Source organism: Castellaniella sp. UC4447_H14, from assembly GCF_052978285.1.
The window spans coordinates 2,671,408-2,686,162 of sequence record NZ_CM129666.1 but is presented as its reverse complement, the minus strand read 5'-3'; the positions used below and the strand labels follow the sequence as shown (position 1 = coordinate 2,686,162).

11 protein-coding genes and 1 pseudogene are annotated in these 14,755 nt (G+C 61.6%); 3 read left to right on the top strand and 9 right to left on the bottom strand.

Annotated elements, in window-relative coordinates; genetic code table 11:
- Positions 1-74: 74 nt before the first annotated feature.
- Positions 75-2,225 (bottom strand): annotated as a pseudogene (locus ACVCMJ_RS12960) (cyanophycin synthetase); the annotation flags it as partial.
- 201 nt (positions 2,226-2,426) lie between these two features.
- Between ACVCMJ_RS12960 and ACVCMJ_RS12955 the strand changes: the two are divergent.
- On the top strand, positions 2,427-4,676 hold the full coding sequence (locus ACVCMJ_RS12955; protein ID WP_447081808.1) for a cyanophycin metabolism-associated ABC transporter: 2,250 nt from the start codon (positions 2,427-2,429) through the stop codon (positions 4,674-4,676).
- Positions 4,666-5,145, top strand: coding sequence for a cyanophycin metabolism-associated DUF1854 family protein (locus ACVCMJ_RS12950; protein WP_447081807.1), 480 nt, complete (start codon positions 4,666-4,668; stop codon positions 5,143-5,145). Before ACVCMJ_RS12955 ends, ACVCMJ_RS12950 begins: the two co-directional genes overlap by 11 nt.
- A gap of 86 nt (positions 5,146-5,231) precedes the next feature.
- On the opposite strand, the gene ACVCMJ_RS12945 is transcribed toward ACVCMJ_RS12950, so the two are convergent.
- The 7 genes from ACVCMJ_RS12945 to ACVCMJ_RS12915 all read right to left on the bottom strand — a co-directional run bounded on the left by ACVCMJ_RS12945 (position 5,232) and on the right by ACVCMJ_RS12915 (position 13,032).
- The gene (locus ACVCMJ_RS12945; protein WP_447081806.1) at positions 5,232-6,356 is read right to left on the bottom strand and encodes a hypothetical protein; all 1,125 of its coding nucleotides are present in this window, start codon (positions 6,354-6,356) and stop codon (positions 5,232-5,234) included.
- Positions 6,357-6,463: 107 nt separating this feature from the next.
- On the bottom strand, positions 6,464-7,096 hold the full coding sequence (locus tag ACVCMJ_RS12940) for a DNA-3-methyladenine glycosylase family protein (protein WP_447081805.1): 633 nt from the start codon (positions 7,094-7,096) through the stop codon (positions 6,464-6,466).
- 55 nt (positions 7,097-7,151) lie between these two features.
- Positions 7,152-7,889 carry an ABC transporter permease gene (locus ACVCMJ_RS12935; protein WP_447082592.1) on the bottom strand — a complete coding sequence of 246 codons (738 nt, stop codon included), beginning with the start codon at positions 7,887-7,889 and terminating at the stop codon, positions 7,152-7,154.
- Between the two features lie 82 nt (positions 7,890-7,971).
- Positions 7,972-9,132, bottom strand: coding sequence for an ABC transporter ATP-binding protein (locus ACVCMJ_RS12930; protein ID WP_447081804.1), 1,161 nt, complete (start codon positions 9,130-9,132; stop codon positions 7,972-7,974).
- Between the two features lie 127 nt (positions 9,133-9,259).
- Complete coding sequence (locus ACVCMJ_RS12925; protein WP_447081803.1) at positions 9,260-10,300, bottom strand: extracellular solute-binding protein; 1,041 nt, start codon at positions 10,298-10,300, stop codon at positions 9,260-9,262.
- Positions 10,301-10,422: 122 nt separating this feature from the next.
- Entirely contained in the window at positions 10,423-11,523 is a 1,101-nt protein-coding gene (locus ACVCMJ_RS12920) for an ABC transporter permease (protein ID WP_447081802.1), read from the bottom strand.
- A gap of 168 nt (positions 11,524-11,691) precedes the next feature.
- The gene (locus ACVCMJ_RS12915; protein WP_447081801.1) at positions 11,692-13,032 is read right to left on the bottom strand and encodes an aminotransferase family protein; all 1,341 of its coding nucleotides are present in this window, start codon (positions 13,030-13,032) and stop codon (positions 11,692-11,694) included.
- A gap of 457 nt (positions 13,033-13,489) precedes the next feature.
- Here ACVCMJ_RS12915 and ACVCMJ_RS12910 point away from each other — a divergent pair, with 457 nt between their 5' ends.
- On the top strand, positions 13,490-14,098 hold the full coding sequence (locus ACVCMJ_RS12910; RefSeq protein WP_447082735.1) for a GntR family transcriptional regulator: 609 nt from the start codon (positions 13,490-13,492) through the stop codon (positions 14,096-14,098).
- A 60-nt stretch (positions 14,099-14,158) separates the two neighbouring features.
- Here ACVCMJ_RS12910 and ACVCMJ_RS12905 read toward each other — a convergent pair whose 3' ends face one another.
- Positions 14,159-14,725 carry an NADPH-dependent FMN reductase gene (locus ACVCMJ_RS12905; protein WP_447081799.1) on the bottom strand — a complete coding sequence of 189 codons (567 nt, stop codon included), beginning with the start codon at positions 14,723-14,725 and terminating at the stop codon, positions 14,159-14,161.
- Between the last annotated feature and the right edge of the window lie 30 nt (positions 14,726-14,755).

Sequence of the window (14,755 nt, the reverse complement as noted above, 5' to 3'; positions counted from 1 at the left end):
CTAGGAAAAGGCGGGATCCAGGCGGAGTTCCAACGGATCGGTAGTCAAAGAGCGGGGGCCGTATCGACGGCCGGCACCTTGCGGGCATTCCAGGTGCGCAGCCCGACGCGCATGCGTTCCACATCCAGATCCAGCGCCCAGACAGTGGCCAACGCAGCCAGGACACAGCCCAGACCGTCGGCCTGGATGGCCTGGGCAATTTCGTTTTGCGCCAGCAGCGAGATTTCGACACCCGCTTCGGACAGCACGATAGCATCGTCCTGCATGAAGACGGCCCGCCCGCCCTGCGCCAGATGAGCCCGCAGCGCCTCGCCCTGCGCCTGCAAACCATAGACGACGACAGCCCCGTCGGACAATGGCGCCAGACCCATCGTCAGCGGGTCATCGGCATTCAATACCGACGCGCCGCCCGGCAGCACCACGTCGACCTGGGTGCGGAAGATACGCACCAGGTCTTCGGGCGATTCCATGTGAAATTCGGGCCAAGTGATCGCCGGATCAATCCCGGTCACCACCCCGACCTGGCAGCGGTCGTACGCCAGGCCTTCGCCCAGAATCACGCGGCCGCCGTTTTCCAGCACGGCATAGTCCACCGAACGGTTCAGCAGCACACGGCGCGCCGCGTCCCAGTGCGCCGCATCGGTGGTCGTGACATGGCTGTTGCCCAGCGTCAGCCCCTGGGACGAGGCCACGCCCACCAACTGACCGGTCAGGCACAGCAAATGGGCCACCAGTTCAGTGACCGGTCCCGTTCCACGGCTGCCGCTCACGCCCACGACCGGGATGCGGCCGTCGCGCGGCACCGGGAACAGATTGTCGATGATGGCCTGACCCACCGGGCGCGGCTGGCCCGCCGCCGGCTTGATGTGCATCAGCAATCCGGGGCCGGCGTTGACCTCTACCACGGCGCCCTCCACCTCTTCGAGAGGACGCGAGATATCGCGCGTCACCAGATCGATGCCGGCAATGTCCAGACCCACGATCCGGGCAGCCAGTGCCACCTGGAAGGCCACGTCGGGGTGTACGGCGTCGGTCACGTCGATGGAGACGTTGCCATTGCGCTGGATGAGCACCGCGCGTCCCCGCTCGGGGACGGCGTCGCCCGTCAGGCCCTGGCGTTCCAGTTCCATGCGCGCCGCCGAATCCAGGCGCACGACGTTCAGCGGGTGATCCTCGTCGCGGCCGCGCCGGGGATCCGAGTTGAGCTGGGATTCCACGAGCTGCACCACCGTGGAAGCGCCATCGCCCACCACCATGGCCGCCTCGCCGCGAGCCGCAGCCACCACGCGGCCGCCCACCACCAGCAGGCGGTGCTCGTCGCCCTGGATATAGCGCTCGACCATCACATCGCTGCCCTCATTCACCGCTACGGCATAGGCAGCCTCGATCTGCTCCTGCGTCGTCAGGCAGGTGAACACTCCGCGCCCGTGATTGCCGTCCGACGGCTTCACCACCACCGGCAGCCCCAGGTCCTGGGCAACTTCCCAGGCTTCCCCGGCCCCATTGACGATCCGACCTTCGGGGACGGGGACGCCGCACGATTGCAGCAACTGCCGGGTCAGGTCCTTGTCGCGGGAGATGTCCTCGGCGATGGCGCTGGTGCGGCTGGTCTCGGCCGTCCAGATCCGCTGCTGGCGCGAACCGTAGCCCAATTGCAACAGATTCAGGTCGCTCAAGCGGATGAAGGGTATGTCGCGGTCGTCCGCGGCGTCCACGATGCATGCCGTGCTGGGTCCCAGGCTGAGCGACTCGGCAAGATCCTTCAGGCGTTCCAGCGTGCCCTCCACGTCAAAGGGCCGGCTCTCTATCGCCGCCATCACCAGGTCACGCGCGGCGTACAGCGCTGCGCGGGTGAGAGGCTCGTGCCAGGCCCGTACGATGACCTTGTAGACGCCGCGCAGCGGTGTGCCGCGCGCGCGCCCCAGTCCGCCCGGCATGCCGACCAGGCTCTGCAGCTCCAGCGTGACGTGCTCCAGTATGTGGGCCGGCCAGGTGCCTTCGCGTACCCGCGACAGGAAGCCGCCGCGCTCGCCGATGCTGCATCGGTGCTCGATGAGCGTAGGCAGCCACGCGCTCAGGCGCTCGTAAAAGCCGGGGATGACGTTGGAGGGATAGTCCTCCAGGCCGTGGATATCGACCAACGCCTCGATGACGGGGCGATAGGTCCAGATGTTCGGCCCCCGCAAATACACCATATTGAGAAACTCAATATTCTTGTCGTCCATGATCGACCACGCAGTAGGGGCTCGCAGAGAGGCGCGGGAGCGCCGTGCAATGTAACGGCACACATATTAATTCGATCATTCCGGTTTTTGTTGCATGCCGATCAAAAAGAGATGAAAATTTGTGTCGCTTCACGACGCGCCCAAACAACAGTTTTCCGTTCTCGCGCCACTCTCTCGCGATACCCCCCTCGAATGCCGCTCATGCCGGGCCTCCTGAACGATTCCCCCGCTGAATTCGCCGACCCCTCGACCCTCCCCGAACCATGGCGCAGTGCCCTGCACAGCCATCTGGCCGAAGGCGAGCACCTGATCGCGTGGCTGCAGACGGACCTGGACTCGCAACTGCGCTTCGTCGAGGGCCTGGTCGCTCTGACCAACCGGCGCTGGCTCGCCAGCAGTCCGGACGCCACCGAAAACCGGTCCTGGCCGCTGCGTGCGGACATGGAACTGCGCCTGCAGGACCAGTCGGGCGTGGGCAGCATCGAGCTGGTCGACGCCCACTCCCGCCTGACGCGCTGGCGCTACACATTGAGCCACCATGCAGAGGCGCTGGCGCTGGCCGCCGCCTGGCAGGCTCTCCGCCATCCCGATCCCCAGAGGGCCCGCGCCGAAATCACGCCCGTCGACCACGAGATCAGCGAACCGCCCGCCCGGGCGCTGTTTCGCCTGTGGCGCTTTGCGCGGCCGTACAAAGCCAAGCTCGCCACCGGCATGGGCCTGACCATGGCAGCGACGGCGGCTTCCATGGTGCCTCCCTATCTCACCATGCCGCTCATGGACGACGTCCTGATCCCTTTCCAGAACGGCGAGCCCATCCATTACCGGCTGGTGACCGAATACCTGGCCGGACTGCTGGCGGCATCCTTGCTGGCCTGGGTACTGGGGTGGGCGCGCAGCGCCATCCTGGCCTGGGTCAGCGAACGCATCGGCGCGGACATGCGCACGGCCACCTTCCAGCACCTGCAGCAGCTCTCGCTGCAGTATTTCGGCGGCAAGCGCACCGGGGACCTGATTGCCCGGATCGGGTCCGAATCCGACCGCATCTGCCTGTTCCTGTCGCTCCATTTGCTGGACTTCGTCACCGATGTGCTCATGATCGTGATGACCACGGTCATCCTGCTGTCCATCAACCCGATGCTGACGCTGGCCACGCTGGCACCGCTGCCCTTCATCGGCTGGATGATCCACTGGGTGCGCGACAACCTGCGCCACGGATTCGAGAAGGCCGATCGCATCTGGTCGGAAATCACCAACGTCCTGGCCGATACCATCCCGGGCATTCGCGTGGTCAAGGCCTTCGCTCAGGAACGGCGCGAAGTCGCCCGGTTTCGCGATGCCAATGACCGCAACCTGGCCGTGAACGATCGCGTCAACGCCCTGTGGTCCCTGTTCGGTCCCACGGTCACTCTGCTCACGGAGCTGGGCCTGCTCGTGGTCTGGGCCTTCGGCATCTGGCTGGTCTCCCAGGATGCCATCACGGTGGGCGTGCTCACGGCGTTTCTGGCCTACATCAGCCGCTTCTACACCCGGCTGGATTCCATGAGCCGCATCGTGTCGGCCACCCAACAGGCCGCCGCCGGTGCCAAGCGCATCTTCGACATCCTGGACCACAACTCCAACGTGCCGGAGCCAGCCCAGCCGCAACGGCTCGAAAACGTGCGCGGGCACATCGAACTCAACCACATCGGGTTCCGCTACGGAAACCACAGCGTCATCCAGGATCTGAGCCTGGACATCGCACCCGGCGAAATGATCGGCCTGGTGGGCCACAGCGGATCCGGCAAGAGCACGCTGGTCAATCTGATCTGCCGCTTCTACGACGTCTCGCAAGGATCCATTCACCTGGACGGCGTGGACATCCGCCGCTACCCCACGGGCGATTACCGGCGCCACATCGGGCTGGTGCTCCAGGAGCCGTTCCTGTTCTACGGCACCATCGCCGAGAACATTGCCTACGGCCGTCCGGGCGCGACGCCCGCCGACATCATCACAGCGGCGCGCGCAGCCCATGCGCACGAATTCATCCTGCGCCTGCCGCATGGCTACGACTCGCTGGTGGGCGAACGCGGCCAGGCGCTGTCGGGCGGCGAGCGCCAACGCATCTCGATTGCGCGCGCCCTGCTCATCGACCCCCCCATCCTGATTCTGGACGAGGCCACCTCGTCGGTGGACACCGCCACCGAAAACGAAATCCAGAAGGCGCTGGACAACCTGGTGCAAGGCCGCACCACCATCTCCATCGCGCACCGGCTGAGTACCCTGCGCGAGGCCGACCGTCTGGTGGTCATGGACCAGGGGCGCATCGTGGAGATCGGCCGGCACGACGAACTGCTGGCGCGCGAAGGCGCTTATGCGCGGCTGTACCATGCCCAGTTGCAGGGCCAGTCCCGGCCTGACAGCGCACGCGAATGGCACCCACAGACCTCCAACGGAGCCTCCGATGGCCGCTAAGAGCGTGCGTCCCGACTACACGCTGTCGCGCGACACCTTCGGCCGGCTCATGCTGCAGCGGGCCGGGGCCGAACCCCTGGCCGTGCGGCCGGTGCGCAGCTTTCCCATCACGCATCGCGAAGAAGGGCTGGCGCTGATCGGCCCGCTGGGGCGGGAAATCGTCTGGATCGATCGCCTCGCGGACCTGCCCGAAGCCCATCAGCGGTTGATCACCGAAGAACTCGCACAGCGGGAGTTCCACCCGCTGATCCAGCGCATCCGGTATGCGTCGAGCTGGACCACGCCCAGCCGCTGGGAACTGGACACCGATCGCGGCGCCACACATCTGATCCTGAATTCGGAAGACGACATCCGTCGCCTGTCGGCCACGGCGCTATTGATCGCCGATTCCAGCGGCGTGCATTTCGTCATACGGGACATCACGGCGCTGGACAAGGCCAGTCGCCGGATCCTGGACCACTTTCTGTAAGCCCGAAACACCATCCGCAAAGGAAAACCGCCGAACGGGCTGCCCCGTTGCGGGAGGACCGAAGCCTTGCGCGGGGCCCCGGACCGCTACGCCGCCAGAGCCCGCGACTGCTCGGGCGGCAGCGTCAGATCGAGCGTGCCCGGGCACAGATGACGCACCGCCTCGCGCGAGGCATCGATGCAGCCGCCGTGAGCATAGACCCCGGCCGGATCGCGCAACCGCATCATCAGCTCCAGGATGCGGTTGACTTCGTCGGGATCCCGCAAGGATTCCTCTGCGCGCGCCTCGACGATGGATTCGTCCATCCACGTCCGGCCGCCATCATGGCGCACGCCGTGGCGCCAGTGATAGAGTTCCACGCACTTGTTGCGCAGCGTATACGAGGCGTCGGGCTTCCAGAAGTTCACGAAACGGCCGCCGCCAATGTAGAAGATCCAGGAGCCCTCGAAGCCTTCGATGTCGGCTGAGACGGGGTCAGGGTTGCGAAACCACAGGCGGTCGCCTGGAACATAATAGCCAAAGGGCAAAGGCGTCTGCAGAGAGCCGTATTCATGCAGGAACGCCGCCTGGAACTCCTCGCCCAGCAGCGCCCGGGTCTGCCATTGGCGCTGCAGGATCCGAAGGGCGTCCGGATTGCAGATCTGCAATTCCTGCGCCACGGCCAGCAGCAGCACGTATTCAGTCGCCCGATAACAGGAAAATGAATGCCGACGGCCCGAGACATCGGGCCAGAGAGCGAGTTCCAACGATGGGATCAGATCGAAGCCCGGACGCAGGACAAAGCCGGTAGCCTCCGACCAGGTCCAGCAATCGGGGCGCTCCGCGCCCTCGGTATCGAAGTCCACCACCGTCCGACGCGCAGCCTGGACTACCCGGCGGCGGACCCTCACGGCCGAACGGAATTCAGCCACGCTGGGATACTCGAATCGGATCGGCGAGGCCAACAGTGCCGCCAGGATTTCCGTCTCCAGATCGTCGGTATCGCGCCCGGCATCCAGCCCCAGCGCCTGTGCGATCCGGGACGTATCGCCATCGGGCACCCAGACTGCGGCCGCACCCGGGGTCAAGCGGTAGTCGCAATACGGACCGCCACCGTCGGACCCGGCCACATGCTCGACCGCGCGCGACAAGCCGGCGGCATCCAGCCACCGCTGCACAGAGTCCATGTCAGCGTCAATGCCTCGTAGGCGCACGCCTGCAGTAACACTCATGAGAACCAACCTTCCGGATGGCAATGCGGCCAAAATGCCGTCTTCGGGGCGCCATCGCGACAGAGGTAGAAATGTACCATTGTTGCAGTGCAGCCCGGCACCAAATCTCAAACGGGCACGCCGGACCGTTGCCGGACAGCCGCATAGAAGCGCCAGAACAACAACGCCGCCGTGGACCGGTACGGCGCCCAGCGTGCGGCAAGCTCGGACAGGGTCTTGTCGTCCAGCGCGGCATCCAATGCCAGCGCCTCCACTACAGCCTTGCGCAGCGCGAGGTCGCCCACGGGGAAGATGTCCGGGTGACCGGCGCAGAACATGAGATAGATTTCGGCAGTCCAGGGACCAACGCCTTTGTGCCGGATCATGGCGGCAATCGCCTCGTCAGCAGGCAGGGCCGCGATCGCCGCAAGGTCCAGGTCGCCGGACGCCACCGCCCGGGCGACGGCCTGCAAATAGACGTATTTGGTGCGCGACAAACCCACGCCCTGCACGCCGGTCTCGCCGAGTTCCAGGAAAGCCTGCGCGGACCGCGCACCGCCCCGATCCACCAACCGCGCCCAGATGGCATCGGCACTCTGCACTGAAAGCTGCTGACCACAGATGATGCGCGCCAGCCCCTCGAAACCCGCCGGCCTGGTCCGGGGCAGGACCTTGCCCGCCACGCGGCTGACAAGCAGCAACTGAGGATCCAGCGTCAGCAACTGCCGGAGATCATGAGTGACTTGTTTCTGGGTGCGCACGGGGCCATGGCCTCCAGTTCAGGAATCAGGCTCCCGCCTGAGCACGGACGTACAACTATGTACCCGGATTCAACTTGCTGCGGCCACGCATCAGGAGCCCGGCAAGGATCATCATAAGCGTGGAGATGAGCAGCAACAATGAAGCAATCGCGGTGATTTCGGGATTGATGCTGTCCCGGATGCCCGAGAATATCTGTACCGGTATTGTCTCCTGTCCGGGGCTCACCAGGAACAACGTAATCACCACCTCGTCGAACGAAACGGCAAATGCGAAGAGGCCGCCGGCGAGAACTCCGGGCATGATCATCGGGATGAGAATGGAGGTGAATGCCTTGGTCGGGGTTGCTCCGAGACTCAGGGCTGCCCGGATCAAGGTGTGATCGAATCCCTGCAGCGTCGCCGTGACGGTGATCACCACGAATGGCAGCCCGACCAATGCCTGGGCGATGATGATGCTCAAATAGGTTCCGGCGATGCCAAGATACGCGTCAAGAAAGAATATGCCCACACCGGTAATGACGATGGGCACCAGCATCGGCAACAGCAGCAATCCCAGGACAAGGTTGCCCGCCTTCGACCGATACCTTGCCAGGCCGGCACCCGCCAATGTCCCGAGGCAGGTGGCAATGCCAGTGGCACACACTGAAATGAAAAGACTGTTCATTCCTGCCTGAAGCCACCTTTCGCTGGTGAATATGTTTGCATACCATTTCAGCGAAAAACTGCTCGGGGGAAACGAGAAGAACTTGTCAGGGTTGAAGGAGAGCGGAACAATGATGATCAGGGGCAACATCAGGAACAGCAGAATCAGGACGCAGAGTGCCCGGAAAGAGAATATCCATACGCCATTTTGAGAAATCTTCATGGGCCGGCCCTCAAGTCACCACTTTCAGTATCTTCAGACTGGACTTGTCCCAATAAAGGACGATCGACTGCCCGACAATGAAGCCCGATCCTTCGCTGATCGGCAGCTTGGCGATGAAAGCCTGCCCGTTTCTCAACGCGACGCTCAGCCGGTATTGTTCCCCGAGGAACATGATGTCGGAGATGGTTCCCTCAAGGTAATTCAGCCCGGCAGGGTGTGTCTGTGGCAATTGATCCAGGGACCGGCATGCCTTGACATTCTCCGGCCGGATCGATGCTTCGACACGCAACCCCTTCCGTGACGTATCGCCATTGGTCGCGGCCGACTCCGCCACGATGCCGACATCGAGTGCCACCACGGCATGGCCGCCAGGCGTGATTTCCTCCACGGTGCCAGGCAACAGGTTGCTTTCACCGACAAAGGTCGCCACGTAGGAATCACCAGGGTTTCCATAGACCTCGCCCGGTGTATCGATCTGGCTGATTTCACCGTTTCGATACACGGCAATGCGGTCCGACATCGTCAGGGCTTCATTCTGATCGTGTGTCACATAGACGATCGTCACCTTCAGCTCCTGGTGGATGCGCCGGATCTCGATCTGCAAAGTCTCGCGCAGCTTGCGATCCAACGCCCCCAGGGGCTCATCCATCAGCACGATCGAGGGTTCGAACACCAGGGCACGGCTCAGGGCAACCCGCTGCTGCTGCCCCCCCGAGAGCTGGTAGGGCTTGCGATTGGCAAACCCCGACAATTGCACGAGTTCAAGCGCCGCCTGCACCTTTTCCTGCATCTCGCGCTTGGGAACCTTGCGGCACAACAGTGGATATGCGATGTTTTCCGCCACCGTCATATGCGGGAACAGGGCGTACTGCTGGAACACGACGCCAATGCCTCTGCGGTGGGGAGGCAGGGTATCGATGCGATTGCCCAACAACCAGATGGAGCCGTCGCTGGGCGTCTCGAAGCCAGCCAGCATCATCAGCGTCGTGGTCTTCCCGGATCCCGAGGGGCCGAGCAGGGTCAGGAATTCCCCCTTGCGTATGTCCAGATCAAGGTTGCGGACAGCCAATTCCTCGCCGTCATACGTCTTGGAGACATTCTTGAATTGCACCACTATATCCTGAGCCACTCCTGTCGAATGCTCGATATGCGGATTCAAACCACGATCCATGGCTGCCCTTTCATCGGTCCGGTTACTGGGTGTACTAGTCATTACGTGCTGCGGATAACGTCACCGCGCGGCGGTGGCCGAACGGTGACGTGCCCGGAACTGAACGGTCAAAGAATGCGCGAGATGATCAGTGTGATACCCAATCCTGGAATCTGGCCTGCAACTCGTCACCATTTCGCAGCCAGAATTCACCGTCCGACGCCACTGCGTACTTCAGATGTTCTGCATGGGTCGGCATCTGGTCGCGGAGGGATTCCGAGATGAGCGGATACGCCTTTGCGTTGGCCACGCCATAGGTGATGTGTTGCATGAATACAGCCTGACGCTGCGGCTCCAGTGCGAACTTGATGAAATCTTTCGCCGCCTTCATATTCGGGCTGCCTTTCAGGATCGTCCAGCTATCCCACTGAAGATAATATCCGGCCTGCCAGACCAGCTTCAGATCGTTTCCTGCCTTGTTGGCGTCCGCGACGCGTCCATTCCAGGCAGTGCCGATATTGCACTCGCCCGACAAAAGGCTCTGAATCTGCTGCGTGCCCGATTCCCACCAGACCACATTGCTCTTGATTTCATCCAGCTTGTGGAAAGCACGCTCGACCCCTTCGGGAGTGCCCAGGACCTTGTAGACGTCCTCCCGGCTTACGCCATCGGCGAGCAAGGCGTTGAGCAGCGTCTCGGTCCCCTTGCGCATGCACCGTTTGCCTGGGAACTTCTTCGTGTCCCAGAAATCCTGCCATGACTTCGGACCGTCCTTGACGACTTTCGCGTTGTAGGTCATGACGGTTCCCGCGAATTCGGAGGCAATCCCACATTCCGAAACCGTATTGGGAAGAAGGTCGTTCACAGGCAAACCCGCCACGTCGATCTTCTCGAACAGGCCCTCGCTGCAGCCAATGGTCATATTGCCCAGGTCTGTCTGTGCGACATCCCATACGACATGGCCGCTCGCGACTTGTGTACGGATCTTCCCTATGCTTCCGTCGGAAAGGCTTTCGTTCACTTTGGTCCCGGTTGCCGCCTGGAATGGCTCCCAGTAGGCGGCGCGATATGCGGCCGCATCGGCCCCACCATACGACGAGACGTTCAGGTCCGCAGCCTGGGCTTGCAGTGCAAGTCCCGCGATCGCTAGCGCCACGGTGGTCAGTGCAGCTTTTGTACCAATCATCATGTCTACCCCTATAATCATTCGGAAACTGTCTCAAGGACGGAAAGATTTGGATCTGGTAAAGAAAGTGCTTCGGTACTTTTTCAAGCCTCCTTTTATATGCGCCTTGTATGCTCGCCAACCTGTCAACTGGTTTTGTTCACACCAATGAACTTGTTGACGAGTGCGAATGCGATCAAGGTGAACGCCAACAGCCACACCCCCAACGATGCAGCCATACCCCAATTGGCGTTCTGGTTCGTGAAATAGGCGATGTAGTAGCTGACCATCTGATCATGAGGGCCGCCCAGGAACATCGGGGTGATATAAAAGCCCAGCGCCAGCACGCCGACCAGGACGATTCCCGCGCCCACTCCCGGCAAAGTCTGTGGCCAATACACGGAATAGAAGGCATAGAGTGGCCTCGCCCCCAGCGACATCGCCGCCCTCGTATATATCGGCGATATTCCCTTCATGACGGAATAAATGGATAACACCATGAAAGGAAGGAGAAGCTGCACCATCCCGACGTAGAGCGCACCCCGGGTATACAGCATCGATATGGGTTGCGTGATGACGCCTATCTGGGTCAATATCGAGTTCGCCACGCCGTCTTTGGCAAATATCACGATCCATGCCAGTGTGCGCACCAGCAGGGATGTCCAGAATGGAGTGAGGACCAGGCCCAACAGTACCAAGTGGGCCACTCTGCCCTTTGTGCTGGCCAGCAGATACGCCACCGGGTAACCGAACAGAAGACATATCGCGGTCACGATCGCCGAAATCCAGAATGTCCGGATCAGGGTGCTCGAGTAGACCTTGCCCCCCGCGTCGGTCGCATCTCCGTACTTGGTGCCGGCCAATCCTATGGTGCTTCGCAGAAAGAACGAGGTCAGGGAGGAAGACTCACGCTGAATGAGTTTCCAGACACTCGGCTGCCCCCACTTCGGATCAATGTCGATGAGCGTTGCCTGGTAGGGCTGTGCGACGTTGGGCGGCAGTTGACGGGCTGTCCTGGATATCAGCGACATCACGCCCGGTTGCTGATAGTTCAACCGCCTGGAAAGCAGGAACAGATCCTGATGCCCCTTTGCCTTGGTGAGGTCGCGATAAAGCGCTGCATATACGTCTTCGCTCGGCAATCCGGTTCCGGACCAGCCGCCGATTGCCACTGTCGTCTCGGGGAGTGCGTCCGGGACGACGCTATTGTCGACGCTTTTGTACAGGAAGAAGGCTATGGCCGACACAAACGTGATACAGACGAATGCGACAGCCGGCAACACGAGCAAGGCCGCCCCGATTGCCTTCCTCCTGTTATCCCGTTTGTATTCTTTTTTAAGTTTTTGCGGATCCGCGATTGTGTTCATCATGCTGCAGGCGTGATTTTGCTTCTCTCGTTCACCCTATACTGGCGCTCACGAAGTCCCGAGACCAAATTCCTTTTCGAAACTGCGCATACCCGTTTCGAGGCGGTCCAACAGGATATTGAGCTCCTCTTCCGTAATGGTCAGCGGAGGCGATATGATCAGTGCGTTGTTGTAGGGCGCTACGCCAGCCGGGTAAATGACGAGTTTGGCATCGAAGCAATGCTTGACGAACTTTCTGTTGGCCTCGAACTCCGTCGCCATGGGCGAGCGCTTTGCCGGATCCGCCAATAGTTCAAAGCCCCACAGCAGACCTCGACCCCGGACGCCACCCATCCAGGGGTGTGCGCGCGACAAACGCTCCAAGCCGGCTTTCAGCTGCCGTCCCCTGGCTTGCACGTTGTCCAGGATGTTGTTTCTTTCCATATACTGGACGACCGCCAGGCACACAGCGGAACTCAGCGGGTTCCCGCTGAAGGTGTGGCCTTGGGGCTGCGCATTGCTGAAGCTGCTGGATACTCGATGGTGGTAGAGGACGGCTCCCATCGGGGTATAGCCGGAACTCATGCCCTTTGCTGTCACGATCATGTCCGGAACCACGTTGTCGTGCTCGCACCCGAACCAGGTACCGGTACGCCCCAGGCCGGTGATGACCTCGTCGGCGATCATCAGGACATCATGCTTGTCGCACAGCTTGCGCAGCCCGGACAGATATCCGTCCGGCGGCGTCAGTGCTCCACCGGCGGCGCCTACGATGGGCTCGACGATCACCCCGGCCGTGGTGGCCGCTTTTTCGGTCAGGACGCGATCCCATGCAGCGAGGATTTCGTTCAGGTAATCTTCATCGGATTTCGGGGTGCGGAAAGAGTAGGGAGTGACCCCAAGGTCGAATTCATGCAGCAGGCTGGCGTAATCCTTGCGTCGGCTGGCGTGGCCCGACATGGAAAGCGAACCCATCGTCATGCCGTGGTAGCTGATGCTTTGCCCCAAGACGTTGACCTTCTCAGGCTTGCCCACGTATTCCCAATAGTGAATGGCCGATCTCAGGGCCAGCTCGGTTCCTTCCGAACCGCTATTGACCAGAAACGCCCAATCAAAACCCTCGGGCGCAAGATGGATCAAGGCTTCGATCAACGCTTCTTTGCTGCGCGTATTGAACTGTGTCCGGTAGGCGAAGCAGATCTTTGCGGCCTGTTCGCGCATGACATCCAGGATTTCCGGCACACCGTGCCCCAGAGACACGGCCATGGGGCCGGCGGAGCCGTCCAGATAATCGTTGCCGTCCTCGTCATAGATGAAGACACCCTGGGCCCGGCTCGCATAGGGCAGTTGCGGGGTCACCGACATGTTGACGCGGGATGAAACACCAGCTTCCGCCAATTTCGCATTCATGGTATTCGTGCCTCTCTCTCAAGAAGTCATTCAGGAGCCAATTTGATTGCCGCCCTCAATTGGCAGCGTGTGTCTTGCACCATCGGAAGTCGTCACTTCGACGCTGATCAATAAAATGCGCCATCTCTCGAAATACAACGCCGGCCGCTTGCGGATACAGGGGGGAATCGGCTGATAAGGAGCGGCCCCATGCCCGAGCGGACACGGGGCGGATACGTGGGGTCTTGCGGCTTAAACTAGTAGCTGAAGCACAAAAACCGGCCAAAGGAAGCTGGATTGAGGCTTATACTAAACAATTGTGATCACAGATCACACCTAGTGGTTACCCTAGTCGATAGAGATGAATACGATGCCGACCTCACTGAAACCAGCGCCGCGGGCCGAGACACTCGGCGCAAACGTGCTGGGTCAGATCAAGGAGATACTGCTGACAGGACAATCGCACCCTGGGGAGGCCATGTCCCTGCGATCGCTGGCACAGGCCATGGGCGTGAGCATGATGCCCATTCGCGAAGCGGTCTACCAACTCGTGGCAGAAGATGCGCTGGAAGTCGCGCCGAATCGCTCCGTGTGCGTACCGGTCCTGACCGCCGAGCAATTCGACGAACTGACCCGCATTCGCCTGCACGTGGAGGGCTACGCAGTCGAAGAGGCCACCAAGTACGTAACGCCGGATCTGCTGCGGAATTTGCGCGACCTGAACGATGCGCTGTCCCTTCGCATGGCCGAAGGGGGTGATGGACTGGCTCAAACCATTCTGTTGAACAAGTCGTTGCACTTCCAGATATATGAGGCCGCCCACATGCCGATGCTGCTGAAGATCATCGAAAGCCTGTGGCTGCGCATCGGCCCCATCCTGAACTATGACCTGAGAGTGGGATCCGAGCGCACGCGCGAGCGAATCGCGGTAGGCCACCATGCCCACATGATTGACGCGCTGGAAGCAGGTGACCCAGCGGGGGCCCGCGAAGCCCTGTGCCAGGACATCACGAGCGCTTACCGGCACATCATGGCGAAACAGTATGCGGGCACAGACGGTTCGAGTCTGGCCGGTGTTCAGAAATAGGATCTGGAACCGTCAGACGCACTAGAACCGTCGTACCATGCCGCGCGCCCAGAGGATCGCTCAGCGCCGCATCGGCCTCAACGCCTCAGCCCAGCGGAACAATTCATCCAACAACGTCTTCGCCGACGCGTCGATCAGTTCGTTCGACCCGAAGACACCGCCATCGTCGATGTGGCTGGCAACCATGGGAACCGCCACGCCTTCCACCATCGGCATCATCTTCAGGGTCGTGACATGGAGCCTCTCCATCTGCGCCGCGCGCAGGCCGCCGGATACGCCGCCATAGCTCACGAAGCCGCAAGGCTTGTAATTCCATTCCCGATAGACATAATCGAGCGCGTTCACCAATGAAGGCGGCGGGCTGTAGTTGTATTCCGGGGTCACGAACACATAGGCGTCCGCGGCGGCGACACTTGCGCTCCATCGCTTCGTGTGCTCGTGTTCATACTGCTGCATGCGCGGGTGCAAGGGCTCGTCGTAGAGAGGCAGCTTGAAATCCGCGAGATCAACCAGTTCGGCGTCGAACCCGCCGTGCGAACGGGCGAATTCGTGAAACCAGCGAGCCACGGCCGGCCCAACCCGGCCGGGCCGGGTACTACAGATGATGATGTGCAGCTTGAGTGACATGGGGTCTCCATTTACCGACGACTCGCAACG

Excerpts from the sequence above, each read along its gene's own strand:
- ACVCMJ_RS12955 (WP_447081808.1), top strand. The coding sequence starts at position 2,427 with ATGCCGGGCCTCCTGAACGATTCCCCCGCTGAATTCGCCGACCCCTCG.
- ACVCMJ_RS12950 (WP_447081807.1), top strand. The coding sequence starts at position 4,666 with ATGGCCGCTAAGAGCGTGCGTCCCGACTACACGCTGTCGCGCGACACC.
- ACVCMJ_RS12945 (WP_447081806.1), bottom strand. The coding sequence starts at position 6,356 with ATGAGTGTTACTGCAGGCGTGCGCCTACGAGGCATTGACGCTGACATG.
- ACVCMJ_RS12935 (WP_447082592.1), bottom strand. The coding sequence starts at position 7,889 with ATGTTGCCCCTGATCATCATTGTTCCGCTCTCCTTCAACCCTGACAAG.
- ACVCMJ_RS12930 (WP_447081804.1), bottom strand. The coding sequence starts at position 9,132 with ATGGATCGTGGTTTGAATCCGCATATCGAGCATTCGACAGGAGTGGCT.
- ACVCMJ_RS12925 (WP_447081803.1), bottom strand. The coding sequence starts at position 10,300 with ATGATGATTGGTACAAAAGCTGCACTGACCACCGTGGCGCTAGCGATC.
- ACVCMJ_RS12915 (WP_447081801.1), bottom strand. The coding sequence starts at position 13,032 with ATGAATGCGAAATTGGCGGAAGCTGGTGTTTCATCCCGCGTCAACATG.
- ACVCMJ_RS12910 (WP_447082735.1), top strand. The coding sequence starts at position 13,490 with ATGTCCCTGCGATCGCTGGCACAGGCCATGGGCGTGAGCATGATGCCC.
- ACVCMJ_RS12905 (WP_447081799.1), bottom strand. The coding sequence starts at position 14,725 with ATGTCACTCAAGCTGCACATCATCATCTGTAGTACCCGGCCCGGCCGG.